The sequence below is a fragment of the Adonisia turfae CCMR0081 genome, from assembly GCF_011009555.1.
Lineage (GTDB): Bacteria > Cyanobacteriota > Cyanobacteriia > Phormidesmidales > Phormidesmidaceae > Leptothoe > Leptothoe turfae.
In genome coordinates, this window is sequence record NZ_QXHD01000004.1 from 2,428,983 (window position 1) to 2,442,983 (window position 14,001).

The 14,001-nt window shown below is 47.5% G+C and carries 12 protein-coding genes; 9 read left to right on the plus strand and 3 right to left on the minus strand.

Annotated features, from left to right (window positions below):
• The 4 genes from DXZ20_RS14850 to DXZ20_RS14865 form a co-directional block, all read left to right on the plus strand.
• Window positions 1-948, plus strand: a 948-nt coding sequence (locus DXZ20_RS14850; RefSeq protein WP_250565762.1) for a GNAT family N-acetyltransferase, incomplete at its 5' end; no start/stop codon positions are given.
• A gap of 213 nt (window positions 949-1,161) precedes the next feature.
• Window positions 1,162-2,787 (plus strand): SAM-dependent methyltransferase, encoded by a 1,626-nt coding sequence (locus DXZ20_RS14855; protein ID WP_163698961.1) that lies wholly within the window; start codon window positions 1,162-1,164, stop codon window positions 2,785-2,787.
• 145 nt (window positions 2,788-2,932) lie between these two features.
• Window positions 2,933-4,621 (plus strand): collagen-like protein, encoded by a 1,689-nt coding sequence (locus tag DXZ20_RS14860; protein ID WP_250565763.1) that lies wholly within the window; start codon window positions 2,933-2,935, stop codon window positions 4,619-4,621.
• A 231-nt stretch (window positions 4,622-4,852) separates the two neighbouring features.
• Complete coding sequence (locus tag DXZ20_RS14865; RefSeq protein WP_163666434.1) at window positions 4,853-5,440, plus strand: alpha-ketoglutarate-dependent dioxygenase AlkB; 588 nt, start codon at window positions 4,853-4,855, stop codon at window positions 5,438-5,440.
• Between the two features lie 4 nt (window positions 5,441-5,444).
• Here the strand turns inward: DXZ20_RS14865 and DXZ20_RS14870 are convergent, their stop codons facing one another.
• On the minus strand, window positions 5,445-5,624 hold the full coding sequence (locus DXZ20_RS14870; RefSeq protein ID WP_163661781.1) for a hypothetical protein: 180 nt from the start codon (window positions 5,622-5,624) through the stop codon (window positions 5,445-5,447).
• 518 nt (window positions 5,625-6,142) lie between these two features.
• On the opposite strand from DXZ20_RS14870, the gene DXZ20_RS14875 reads away from it, so the two are divergent.
• From DXZ20_RS14875 to DXZ20_RS14895, 5 genes are all read left to right on the plus strand, one after another.
• On the plus strand, window positions 6,143-6,436 hold the full coding sequence (locus DXZ20_RS14875; protein ID WP_163666437.1) for a DUF6916 family protein: 294 nt from the start codon (window positions 6,143-6,145) through the stop codon (window positions 6,434-6,436).
• A 90-nt stretch (window positions 6,437-6,526) separates the two neighbouring features.
• Entirely contained in the window at window positions 6,527-7,042 is a 516-nt protein-coding gene (locus tag DXZ20_RS14880; RefSeq protein WP_163666439.1) for a GNAT family N-acetyltransferase, read from the plus strand.
• A 74-nt stretch (window positions 7,043-7,116) separates the two neighbouring features.
• Window positions 7,117-7,620, plus strand: coding sequence for a phage tail protein (locus DXZ20_RS14885; RefSeq protein ID WP_163666441.1), 504 nt, complete (start codon window positions 7,117-7,119; stop codon window positions 7,618-7,620).
• Between the two features lie 12 nt (window positions 7,621-7,632).
• Window positions 7,633-8,160 (plus strand): phage tail protein, encoded by a 528-nt coding sequence (locus DXZ20_RS14890; protein ID WP_163666443.1) that lies wholly within the window; start codon window positions 7,633-7,635, stop codon window positions 8,158-8,160.
• A gap of 17 nt (window positions 8,161-8,177) precedes the next feature.
• Window positions 8,178-8,708 carry a phage tail protein gene (locus DXZ20_RS14895; protein WP_163666445.1) on the plus strand — a complete coding sequence of 177 codons (531 nt, stop codon included), beginning with the start codon at window positions 8,178-8,180 and terminating at the stop codon, window positions 8,706-8,708.
• Between the two features lie 271 nt (window positions 8,709-8,979).
• Here the strand turns inward: DXZ20_RS14895 and DXZ20_RS14900 are convergent, their stop codons facing one another.
• Window positions 8,980-11,700, minus strand: coding sequence for a calcium-binding protein (locus DXZ20_RS14900; protein ID WP_163698962.1), 2,721 nt, complete (start codon window positions 11,698-11,700; stop codon window positions 8,980-8,982).
• Between the two features lie 693 nt (window positions 11,701-12,393).
• Window positions 12,394-13,407, minus strand: coding sequence for a ParB/RepB/Spo0J family partition protein (locus tag DXZ20_RS14905; protein WP_163698964.1), 1,014 nt, complete (start codon window positions 13,405-13,407; stop codon window positions 12,394-12,396).
• Window positions 13,408-14,001: the final 594 nt, after the last annotated feature.

Consider the following 14,001-nt stretch of genomic DNA (forward strand, 5'->3'; position numbering starts at 1 on the left):
CGCCAAAAACTCTTCCCCAACACCAACAACAACCTTTTCCCCACCCTCCCCACCACCACCCTCCTCCTGCTAATAAAAGCCTGTCAGCACCTGCAAGACTGGCCCCTGATAATCCACTGCTGCCAAGAATACCAAACTCGCCTCGACCGAGCCGACAACAACAAACCCTCTCGCAACAGCCTCAACAACCTACACCTGCTCAGCCAAGCCTACCAACACCTCGGCCTGTACCCCCTAGCCCAACAAACCCTACAACGAGCCATTCACCAGACTGACCAGCCCCCCCAAACCCTCCTCGACGCTTACCAACAACTACAAAAACAAACCAAAACCCTCCCCAACGGCATCGACACCCTACAAACCGACCCACTCATCCTCACCCCCCTCCAAAGCCACCACCAAGACAACTTTCTCTGGCAATACGCCGACCCCACCATCGCCGAGCTGTGCAACCTGCCCGACTTCAACAACGCAGACGAAGACTGGCAACAATGGCTCCACACCAACCAAACAACCACCAAACACCTGTTCGCCGTCAACCACCGCCACTGGGGCCTGATCGGCTCCGTCGGCCTCGAACACTTCAAACACATCGGCTTTTTCCACTACTGGCTCGGCCAAAACTTCCAAGGCCAGGGCCACGGCCCCCAGGCCGTCACCACCCTGCTCAACTGGGCACATCGTTACTTAGGTCTACGCTGCTGCTACGCCACCACCTATCGCCACAACATCCCCTCCCGCAAAGCCCTCGCCAAAATTGGTTTTCAACCCATCCCCCTAAAAGTAGTCCTCCCCAACAACCCAGCCTATGAAGAAGACATATTTTATCGAGGTAACCAGAAAAGCGACAGAGCCCTATTTTCTGAGATTAATCGACTTTTTATAGAACGTGATTTTGAAGGACAGGTGGTGTCGGTGGGGAGGAGAGGGGTTGGACTAGCGGCGTGAGAGGGAAAGTAAAAAGTAGCAAGTAGAGAGTAACAAGTTTGTATGCAGAAAACCCAGTCCAGCTAACTGATTATTTTTCACTTGTTACTTTCCCACAACGCCAACCCATTACTTGTTACTTCTTACTTTTTACTCTTTACTTTTCTCCCAACGCCAACCCATCCAACTTTTTACTCTTTACTCTTTACTTTTTACTCTTTACTTCCCACTCCCATGGCCCACTGCATCGGCAAAAAACGAAAACGACACCCCAGACACCGTACCCAAAACGGCTACGCTGCCAGCCACGACCACCGAGGCCACTGCATCGAGCAATCTCAGCCATTTTCCCAGTCTCTGTTATGGACCCTGCAGCGCGACTACTTCACCCAGCGTGGTATAAACGCATGGTCCCAGGGCGAAGTGCCCCACTACATCACCAGTAACCCCACTATTGCTACCGCCTACGCAGAAATTGTTTTTGCCCACTGGCAAGATCAACGCCAGCACATCACCAGTGCTCAGCCCTTCTATCTATGTGAGCTGGGTGCAGGCTCCGGGCGCTTTGCCTTTCAGTTTCTTACCCACCTCACTCAGCTTTGTCAGCAACACCAAGTTCCCCCTACCCATTTTCGCTATATCCTCACCGACTTTGCCCAGGCCAACCTTGATGCCTGGGAGCGTCATCCTCAGTTCCAACCCTTTTTCCAGCAGGGCATCCTTGATACCGCTCGCTTTGATATTAACAACGACGACCACCTTACCCTGCACCATAGCGGCGAAACCATCAGACCCGGTACCCTTGAACGCCCCCTGGTGGTCATCGCCAACTATCTTTTTGACAGCATCCCCCAGGATCTGTACTACATCAACAACGGTGAGATCCATACCTGTCTTGTCTCCCTATTCTGCCAACAAAATCCCCAAACCCTTGCCAAGGCAAAACTGCTGGAGCACATCGAACTCCACTACGACTACCAACCCACCGATCTCAGCCGGTTAGACCCCACTCTGCAGACCCTACTGCGGCACTACAAAAATCGCCTCACCGACACCCACCTGCTAGTGCCCAACATTGGCTTTCTCTGCCTCAAACGACTGCAGGCACTATCCCAGCAAGGACTGCTGCTACTCTCCGCTGACAAAGGTAAACTCGACCTCAGCCACCTCCAGGGCAATCGGCCCCCCAGACTGGTCACCCACCATGGCTGTTTCTCCCTTAGCGTCAACTACGGCCTATTCCAAACCCTTTGCCAACAGCAGGGAGGCATTGCCCTGATGCCGGCATCCCACCACAGCCTCTGCGTCATCGCCCTAATCATGGGCCAGCATCCAGAGCGCTACCACCACACCCAGTGGGCCTATGAGCACTACATCCAAACCTTTGGCCCCGACGACTTTTTCCGCATTACCAAACACGTACGCAACACCCTGGACCAAACAACAGTGGCCGACATTCTGGCTTACCTACGCCTCAGCCAGTACGACAGCCATCAATTTAACCGCTACCTACCCCGACTACAGCAGCTTGCCCCCCATATTACCTCCCAGGAACAAACCACCCTCCTAACCACCATCGACCAAGTCTGGCAGCGCTACTTCCCCATCGGCGAAACCAACGACTTTGCCTTTAACCTAGCCAGCTTCTGCTATCAACTCCAAGACTACCAGCGAGCCCTAACCTACTTCGAACAATCACTACAACTCCACGGCCCACAAATTAACACCCTGCTCAACACAGCCCTATGCAGCCAGCACCTAAACCAAAACCACCGAGCAAACACCCTCCTCAAACAAATACTCAACCAAGACCCCAACCACAAACAAGCCAACAAACTACTAGCCAACATAAATAGTTAGAAACCATCCCCTAACTTGTTACTCGTCACTCGTTACTCGTTACTCGTTAATTGTTACTCGTTACTTGTTACTCGCCACTTTTTACTTTTTACTTTCTACTTGTTACTCGTTACTCATCACTCGTTAATTCCCCCCCTCCACCACCATGACCACCACCACCTTTTCCACTCGCACCGCCTGGGAAGCCGAAATAAAAGACAACCCATTAACCATTGAAACCTTTGATGCCGAGCGTCCTCGCCCGTTAATTTATAACGATACCAATACCGTCGGTGTTCTAGAAATAGAGACCATACGACCGACGGGCGCGACGGGCAGTATGGTGATCATCGACGCCACCAACTCCCATGCATTTAACACCACCAACGCCTTTTACTTGGGTCTTGATGGTAACCCCCAGGCATCCCTGACTATTCACTTCCCTAAACCTGTTTTAGCCTGGGGGGCAAACTACTCAGCTCCCAAGTCCGTAGGTGACTCAGCCCAGGCTACCTTTAACGAGGATACCTATGACTTTCCGGCCACAAATTCTGAGGGCTTTATTGGGTTTGTTAGTGATACGCCTATTTCCTCTGTTGTGATCCAGAATCCTGGCAGCAGCTTTGCCACCCTGGTGCTGGATGATTTCTCATTTATTACCGGCCCCCGCATTACCAGCCCCATCGACGGTGCGATTGTCACCGCAGGAGAGTCTGTAGTCTTTTCCGCCATTCCCGCCGAGGTTACTGACCCCATTTGGACCTCCAGCATCGATGGTGTGCTAGGTAGCGGTACCAGCCTTTCGTCGGATCTGCTCTCGACCGGTATTCATCAGATCACCATTACCGATGGGTCTTCTGAGTCAACATTCCTGCTGGCCGTGCTAAGCGTATCCCAAACGGGGCAGGGAGAAACCGGTCCCCAGGGTCCCCAGGGTGAGAAAGGTGAAACCGGGGCTCAGGGCATGCAGGGTGAGAAAGGTGAAACGGGAGCCCAGGGGCCCCAAGGTGAACAAGGTGAGAAAGGTGAAACGGGAGCCCAGGGGCCCCAAGGTGAACAAGGTGAGAAAGGCGAAACCGGAGCTCAGGGGCCCCAAGGTGAACAAGGTGAAACCGGAGCCCAGGGTCTCCAGGGTAAGCAGGGCGAGAAAGGTGAAACCGGGGCTCAGGGGGCTCAGGGTCTCCAGGGTGAGAAAGGTGAAACCGGAGCTCAGGGGCCAGCCGGTGTTATTGATGCTGAAACCCTGGCCAGCTTACAAAGTGCGATCGCAATCCTGACTCAACGGACTGAATGCCAGCGTATATTTCATGTCCTAGAATTTGCCGGTGCGTTACAGCTAATGCCAGATGAGGAATCAGAGCAGGATTATATTGAACTTAATCAGGCCACGGCGGAAAGACTGAAGATTGATGTTGACGACGCCATCAGCTGTATTGCAGACATCACAAATCTTTCAGTCCAGCTAAGCGAAACAGAAATACCCCTTGATCTTGAAGTCACCCTGGTCAGGACAGATAAACAACGGGTACTCACCGTAATAGAGAATAACACCCAGATATCTGAGGATGAGATTGATGATTGCGAAATTACGATTGCTGCCAATCTTCCTGAGAATAGCCCTTGGTTGGATAAGGTGAACAGTATGGAAGTTAATCTAAATGATGGTCAAATTGTAAGAACTGAAAATGCTCCCCCCTATAGCCTATTTGGCAAGAAAAACAGTAAGTCCATTGGTGGAGAAGAATTCCTAAATGAGGGTACCCATACAATTACGTTTACCCTATTTTCTGAAGAGAATCTAGGAGGAACCGAGCTAGGAACAGTCACTCGAACGTTTACTGTTACCGATGATTAAAATTTGCCAAACTCCAGTGCATACTCTAATTGCTCAAGAATTAACCGTACTACAAGCTCTTTAGACTAAAAAGAGCTTTGTAAGCAAGTATTCATTGCTTCAGCCATAACCTTTGGAATTTATAAAATTCTTATCTCTTAACCACAATGTTAGTACGATAGGGCCTACTGGACATAGGTCAAATTTCGGTGTGACGTTGCACCGAGGCGAGATTATGCAGATATCAAACTAATGAAACTACTGTCCATAGACTGTGAAGCGTTTTATGATGCTGATTTTTTAGGCAGAACCAAAGCGAAGTCACTTTTTGACGAGATTATCTCTAGCTTTGATGTTACCAACAAGACTGTCAAAATGGCCGATGGGAGCGAGCAAATCACTGAACTAGGCACTTACCTATTTGCTGACGCGGAACTAACTTCATTCGAAGCTTTTCCAAAAGTATGGGGTAAACGGTCAGCTTGGCCTCAGACCCTGGCAAATGTGCGAGACTGCATTGAGCGGAAGACAGGTGTTCGATTTCAGGTAGCGCGATGTGTGTATTACCAAAGTGGTAGCAAAAGTATGGGCTTTCATAGAGACTTGCCAGCCTATGGAGATACATCTGCGATCGCATCCCTCAGCCTTGGAGCCGAACGGGAATTTATCTTCCGCAAGCCTACCAACCCTAACGAAAGTTTTGCTATTCCCCTTGCCTCGGGCAGTCTGCTCTTTATGGGCAAAGGCTGCCAGGAAAATTATGAGCATGCGTTGATTGCAGATCCCCAATGCAATCAACCTCGTTTAAATCTCACTTTTAGGAAATATGGTTGGGGATAGAGTTTCAAGGATGATAATAGCCTTCACTCAGACCAATCCCATTCACATAGCTGGTGACCCCAGACGGTTGAGTCGTCAAGAGTACCCCCCATAGCAGCAGGACAAACCACTCGAAACTAGCTTCGCGGCTAAAGACTGGACGGAATGTTAAAACTATTTGCTCTATGCGCTCATATAACTCCATAATAAAACCGGCTGATTGGTATGATTTCAGCCAGTTTCGGACATTCCTTGCCAGTTGGCTACAGGGATGTTCTTTTTCTAGAAATTCTCATCTGGTGGAGATTAACTTCGCACTGTCCAGTTCTGTAAATGGAAGTATTATTCTCCCAAAATGCTAGATGCAATTCCAAAATAGTGAATTGTATTCAGCCATTCTGACAGTGCAATTATGACGAATTTAATAAACTCTGCCGTTTCTCTCAGTGATCGTATTCAATTACCCCCTGTCTTTCGATCTTTTTCTCTATTTCCCATGGTGTTTACATCCCTCAATTTATTCGACCAAGTGGGGGAAAGTCTCAGTTTTGTTTTGTTATTACAAACTCAATTCAACAAGGTACAAATATCAGTAAAGTAGAGTAATGAAATTTAAATTTAAGCTTTGTTGTCAGCTAGAATACGATAGCTTGATAGTTACCTAGGTAAATTTGCGTAGCACGCAGGAGTTCAAAAGATCAATACTACGAGGAATAAGCTCCGATGTTCAAAACGCTGACATTATCTGATTTTTCATCCACAGTTGGTAGTTCGTTTCAAGTCTGTCCTGAGCCTGATACTTCTTTGCAATTAGAGTTGTTGGAAGCTGTTGAACTAAGTTCGTCTTCAAGCGCTCGCTCTGAATCATTTTCCCTTCTGTTTAAGGGGCCGAGTGATGTTGTGTTACCTCAAAAGCTTTATTCCATGAACCATTCAGATCTAGGTGATCTGAGTATCTTTCTAGTACCTGTGGCCGGTGCATCAGATGGAATACGTTACGAAGCGATCTTTAACTGATTTCGATCCTTTCTTATGGGGGCGCACAGTCTTGTGCTCCTACGTCCTTGCCAGGCCAAACCTATTCCACACAAACAACATCGATAACCTATGGTTTATGTCTCAGCAGACCCATTGCTAAAAGGAGAGGCGATTGCTCGTTACGAGCTTACACTGCGACCCATCGCCGATGCCGATCAACCTTTTCTCAGGCAGGTTTATAACAGCACTCGCGAGGAAGAATTGGCTGTTGTTCCTTGGCAAGAGGAACAAAAACAGGCATTTTTAGAGTTTCAGTTCAACGCCCAACATACGTTTTATCAGAACAATTTTAAGCAGGCTCATTATTGGGTTATTGAGCAATCAAGTGCACCGATAGGCCGACTATATTTAGATCGACGCGCTGATGAAATTTGCATTATCGACATTGCTTTGTTGCCCGCCTATCGCGATTGTGGCATCGGCACAGCTTTGTTGAACACAATCTTGGCGGAAGCACAGGCTAGAAATCAGCCTGTCAGGATTCATGTGGAGCCCAACAACCGTGCTCTAAACCTTTATCACCGCCTTGGATTCAGGCAAATAGGAGATGCAGGTGTTTATAACCTGATGGAATGGACACCTTAAGGTTGATTCCTTTTCTCTTAGGGCCTAATGCCCACATGTCAACAACATGTCAATTTAAACCAGGAGATCACGTTATGAGTGAACCTTTTTTAGGGGAAATTAAGATGTTTGGCTTTAACTTTCCCCCAAGGGGGTGGGCCAAGTGCGATGGGGAGACCTTAGCGATTAATCAAAATCAATCACTGTACTCCCTATTAGGCACGACGTACGGTGGCGATGGTCGGACCTCTTTTGCCCTACCAGGCTTACGGGGACGGGTGCCCATCGGCTTTGGCAGTGGTTATCCCCAGGGGCAACGGAGCGGTGAAGAAGGTTCCACCCTGACAACATCTGACATGCCATCCCACACCCACACGGTTCAGGCAACGAGCGCTGATGCTTCGGGCACTACCCCAATCGATCAGGTCTTAGCCCACACTGCCAACGTAAACATTTATGCAGATGCCGCAAATCTGGTTTCTCTAAATTCAAATACGGTTGGTTCTGCCGGTGGTGGGCAGGCTATCGATAATATGCAGCCCTTCCTTGCGGTCGAATTTTGTATTGCTCTGACGGGTACATTCCCTCCACGTAATTAAGGAGATTAATTCATGGTAACACCCTATATCGGCGAGATTCGCATGTTTGGGGGCAATTTTGCCCCTGTTGGTTGGGCCCTATGTGATGGTTCACTATTGTCGACTCAGCAAAATGACGCCTTGTTCTCACTGCTCGGTACCATTTATGGTGGCGATGGCCGTACTACGTTTGGGCTACCCGATCTCCGGGGGCGAGTGCCTATGCATTATGGCGAGGGACCAGGGCTCACCAATCGTCCTATTGGAACAAAATCAGGCGTAGAAACAGTCACTCTTACGGCTAGTAACATCCCCAACCATACCCATGTTTGGCAGGCTTCCAGCAATTCTGCTACCGACACTGTGCCAACTGGTAAAGTTCTTGCCACGGCTCCTGATGCCCATCCTATCTATGCCGAAGATGCTTCAGGCACTAGTAGTATGTCATCGTCAGTGATTGCTAGCAGTGGAGGGAGTGCTTCCTCAGTGAACAACCTCATGTCCTTCCAGGTCATTAACTTTATTATTGCCCTTACGGGTATCTATCCAACCCAAACGTAATTAGGAGATCCACTACCATGGCAGAACCATTTATTGGCGAGATCAGACTTTTTGGCGGTACCTACGCCATTCGGGGTTGGGCATTTTGTAATGGGTCAACCGTGAGTATTAGTCAAAACCAGGCCCTCTTTGCCGTACTTGGCACCACCTTTGGTGGGGATGGCCGTAACACCCTTGGTCTACCCAACCTTCAGGGCAGAGCTCCCGTTGGCATGGGTCAAGGACCAGGCCTTAATCGTTACAACATTGGGCAACATGGAGGCTCTGCCACAGTGACTCTCACGGAGAGCAACATGCCTTCTCATACCCATCAGGCAGCAGCAGTAGAAGTACCAACCGCTTTTGGTGGATCAACAACTGCATCCAACAATATTTTGGCCCAGCCAGATATCAACATCTATGGCAGTGCCACTAGCCCTGTTGACATGGCAAGTAGCAGCCTGAGTTCAGTCGGTTCTGACTCGTCGAGTACGGTTGATAATGAACAACCCTACTTAAGCCTCAATTTTCTCATTGCCCTTACTGGTATCTTTCCAAGCCGGGGCTAAAGCTTTCTTTGGAAAAATACACGCAATGACAGCAGGTTAGCGCCTCAGAACGCTAACCTGTTTTTTGGCTGAAAGCAAACGGTAGGCTATTTGCCATATCCATTGAGGTGCAACGTCATGCGCCCTTTGAGGTGAGGTACGTGAGCACAACGACGTGAATCTTAGTAAGAAACCGTCGCTGGTTTAGACCAGCGACGGTTTCTTGTTAGCTGCCCAGAGATTATCTAACCCATGCTGATCAGGTCAGATAATACAGCTGATTTAGAGTGACCTAAAAAGATACACCAAAGTTGACGTTATTGCCAAATTGCCCCACCGAATCACCATTATTTAATCCGGAAATATCGGCCAGGGCTTGGGCAACATTTACGACGGCATTTGCACCACTGTCAATGAAGAAGATGTCTGCTTCAAACGGGAGATTACCAGTGCCGGTGGTGCCATTGTCACTCTGCATGTTGTTGCCAGTCACACTGATATTTAACGTGGCATTGTCCTCCGCATTCAACGCCAAACTAGCATTGTTGGCAATACTCGGTGCTATTGCTGACGGCACACTATTGTTAGTCACCGTGGCATTAATGGTACCGTTATTCTCTGAGTCAATCAGAATATGGAAGTTACCGGTGCCATCAACGGTGTTGTTGTCGACTAAGACATCGAGAACACCTGCAAAGTTTATGACCTCAATGCCTGAACCGGCCCCTAGCGTGCCAGTATCGGCATCAATGTCGTTGTTACTGATCGTCGCCGTCACACCATCGCCACTATTTTCAAGCCGCAGCACATCGGCACCACTTGAGGTGCCACGATCAATCGTATTGCCGGTGATATTAACAATGGCATTGTTAGCATTGTTGTCAATCAAGAACCGGGTCAGGTTTGTTCCTGTTGGATTGACTGGAGTCAGGGTGTTATTCAGGATGTTGAGTGTGGCACCAGCCGTGTTGTTTGTAATCGCAAGATTACTTCCGTTGTTACTAAAGACCACATCCTCAAGGGTCAGGCTACCGACATTGGAGCCAGTAATATCGCCGTCAACGTCAATCCCCTGCACCGTATTACTCGACGCCAGACCAATATCACCGGTGATTGTCGGTCGATTGGCGTTAGCCCCAGAGATCAGAGTGGTGCCACCAACCACTAAATCGGTTGTTTGACCCAATAGGGACTGACCATTCTCCAGAGTAATGCCGCTACCATAGGAGCCATCCAGGACGTAGATGGTATCGCCAGCACCATCAAGGCCGTCGCTGCTACCGCCAGTGTTAATGGGAACTAGGCTATTGAACGGGTTCCCTGACGTGCCATCGCCGCCAGCTGCTGCATCATCGTCAACATACCAGATGCGATCGCTACTCACATTAATCGTCGCCGTTGCCGTGCTGCTACCGCCATTGCCATCTAAGACAGTAAACGTGAAGGTATCGGCAACGCTGGCATCGCCTGCCTCAGGAGTATAGAAGAAACTACCATCGGCATTAATGGTAACGCTTCCACCCTCCGTAGTAGTCTTCGTCTCCTCAAGAACAGACAATGTATCACCATTGGCATCTGTCGCACCGGTGAGCAGGCTAGTTGCACTGGTTACAGAGGCCACCTCATTACCAGGAATATCTGCACCAGCAACCTCTAGCACCGTATTACCAAAGGTGGAATAGGACTGATTCTGGGCAACAGGATCCACATTTTCAACCACATCGGTAACCGTGATAGCAATGTCTTGAACATCCGTTAAACCACCTGAGTCAGTTGCGGCGACCTGAATGTCGTAGACATTATTGCCACCAGCATCTCCAGGATTCTCAAAATCAGGTGCTGCATTGAACGTGACTACACCAGTATCAGCATCAATGGAGAACAGGGCTTGATCGGCACCACCAGTGAGGCTATAGGTCAAGCCTGAGCCTTCAGAGTCATTATCATCGGTCGCATTGACATCAATTGCACTCGTCTGTTCCTCCTCAACGCTAGCCGTGGCTGAACTCGTAATTGTCGGTGCTGCATTCTCAGCTACATCCGTCACACTAATGACCAGGTCTTGCGTATCGGTCAAACCAGAGGAATCTGTAACCGTAACCTGAAGCTCATAGTCATTGTTGCCATTGGCATCAACAGGCGCTTCAAAGTCCGGCGCATTGGTAAAGGTCACCACACCACTGTTGGCATCAATCGAGAATAAGGATTGGTCTGCTCCACCTGTGAGACTATAGGTCAAGCCTGAACCCTCGGAATCATTATCATCCGATGTCTCCACATCTATCGCACTGGTCTGATTCTCCGCCACACTCGCTGTCGCAGAACTGGTAATGGTTGGTGCACTATTAGAGCCGCCGTCATCAAAGATAAAGTCATCCTCAGTTAACTTATTAGGACGAATTCCTACAAGTTTTGCCAATCTCTCACCATCATTCGGGTCGCCTGGTTTATCAATGCGAATCTCTGAACTGAATCTACCGTGTTTGCGGATATCCAAATCCTCAAAGGTGAGACCGCCCTCTAACTGAATTTTATCTTGTCCATCCTTAAAGTCTGTTAGTACGTCAAATCCATTGCCAGGAGCTAGCAAAACAATATCTGAGCCTTTACCAAGATGGATAACGTCGTTACCTAATCCACCATCCAGAAGATCGTTACCTGAACCACCAAGCAGTAAGTCATTACCATCACCGCCGCTGAGATTGTCATTGCCACCATCCCCCCAAAGTGAATCCGCACCCTCACCGCCAAAGAGCCAGTCGTGGCCTTTACCACCTAGCAATACATCATTACCAACACCGCCCTCTAATTTATCGGTTCCTCTACCACCGGAAAGCCAGTCATTACCAATTCCACCTTCCAGTAAATCGGCCCCGGCCATCCCTTTGAGGCGATCATTACCACCCAGACCAAACAGTTGATCGTTTAAATTGGTACCATTCAAGACGTTATTGCCACCATCTCCGGTGAGGACAACGCCATTGACTTCTGGGTTAAAAACTCCGTCAGACATTTACTTAGTCTCCTAAAGCAGTTAAAAAATAAGTGAGTAATCTTTTCTGATGCAGTCCCGTGGCTAGATCATTGCAACGTTGTTTGAACCTATCTTACTTACGTCAATGACCTCACTATCGCGAAAACTTCTAGCAGAAAACATCCTGAAATGTTCAGGTTTGTTCAGATAAAAGTTCAGATTTATTCAGGTGTTATAAACATGTGTGATTTGTGTCAATCTATGGGGTTAACACAAATCACACTTAGCAATTGATTAGTAGGTAGCCATCAAAGGTAACCGTCCAAAAAGAAACTAGACGCAATTTGAGTCAGACCATTACAAGAACATAATACAGTCTTTCCTCAGTGAAAAAGGCTGGCTATTCCTTGACAGCCAGCCTCTTATAAGAGAGTCTCTACCTAAGTACGTTTTTTACCCTAAGTCTCTCCTCAGATTTGGCATCTGATGAATGGCATTGCCCTATTCCATATCCAAATAATAATTTACTCAACAAAGGCTCTAAGAGAGATACATGCTCAGCATACAAATCTGCATCACTCAAGTTACTTCACTAATAGACAACTTAAAATAGTTACTAACCATCAAGTTGACAAGAGATTGAGCACTACAATCAATAGCATTGACAGCATTTGACCTTCAAATCAGGCATCTATCAAAGTATCTTAAACATCCTTATTGCACGCCTTAAAACTATTCACCAGCATTCTTTAAAAAATCATCTAATGTCTGTAGAATAGTCTCAAGCTGATGTCGTTGATCTTGATTGAGCTGTTGTTCAACCTTATTTATCTGTTGAGCGACAACTTTTAGTTGATGACCAAGAGAGGCTGAAGCTTGTTTAATCGGTTCAGATACTTCTGCTCTTAATGCTTTCACCCTCTGCTGCACCCACCGAAATGATGTAGACTCTCGGTTTAAGATCTCCTCCAGCAATGCCTGACGCACTGTTGTATCCTTAAGCTTATGCATCTCTAAAGCAATTGACCACGAGATTTGTCCTTTCAGGTGAGCTTGAATCAGTTCATTCGGTAGGAAAAGACTACGCAAGTTTCGGGTTCGAAACGTTTGTAGTTCAATATCAAAGGACCGCAGCACTGCTTCAATATTTTGCAATTCTTGGCTTGGTGCAACGTCACACCGGGAACGTTTATCCGGATGCCCTTCTGTTCGTATAATTTTAGAGGCTTGAGCTTGACTGAGTCCATAACGCATCTCGATCAATCGCAAGATGGCCATAGTTTCCTCTAATTTGCTGAGATCAACTCGTTTAATGTTCTCAATCAGCGAAAACTGTAACGCCTCTTCATCACTAAACTGATTTACCAAACAGAGAACTTTTTTAATCCCTGCTTTTTTAGCAGCTCGCCAACGACGTTCCCCTGCAATCAGCTCATATCGCTCAGTATCTAACGGTCTAACATTAAGTATCCCCTTAAAGCCATTCTCTCTAAAATTCTTGGCCAGGCTATCGATTTCCGACTCATCAAAATACTGACGCGGTTGCAATGTTCCAGATTGAATATTCGCAACAGCTATCCACTGCTCCATAGACACATTATCTAATCGTCTTTCATTTAAGCATTGTTTGTCACCCTTAATTTCCCTCTGACTTTCAACAATAGGGAATATGAGACTATCACTCTGTCCATCGGGTAGCTGAACAGTAGAACTCGTAGATAAAGTATTTAGATCGTCTTTAAGCATTTTTCGGTTTCCTGGCTGGCCATCGTTAGGTTTTCATTGATTTCAAGAACAACGCCATGGTGAAAGATGTGCACTCTACTCACCAAAATTGCTAAAGTAAAATACAAACTCTGATAACTCACATCCCCAATATGCCGAATAGTGAGAGCAGAAAAAATACCGATAAGTTGAGGTTTATTCAGGTAAAAGTTCAGGTAAAAGTTCAGGTTTATTAAGTAATTAGAGGGATGAGTGACTGCAATCATGACGCCAGCTTGCTCAGATCACCATTTTCTCCGGACAGCTGTGAAGTTCATCACTGGTCCTAGCCGTTTCTAAACTTGACTTCATTATGGCCGGGTCAAGCCAACTGCCATAGTAAAGCTTCAATGGGTCCTGGAGAGGAATTAGTTATGTTTTTCCTTACCCGATCGGATTGACGCATCTCCTTGTATTTCAGGTGCTTTTACCTCTGATGTATGTAAGAGAATGAGTTTTTATGAAGGGTTCCTTATATACCTTATACATTTCGATACAATATCATCGAGTTTCGAATTCCTCAGGGTGTCCATAGGCAAAATCACATTGAACCAATTCTCACAATGATGGGCAAGT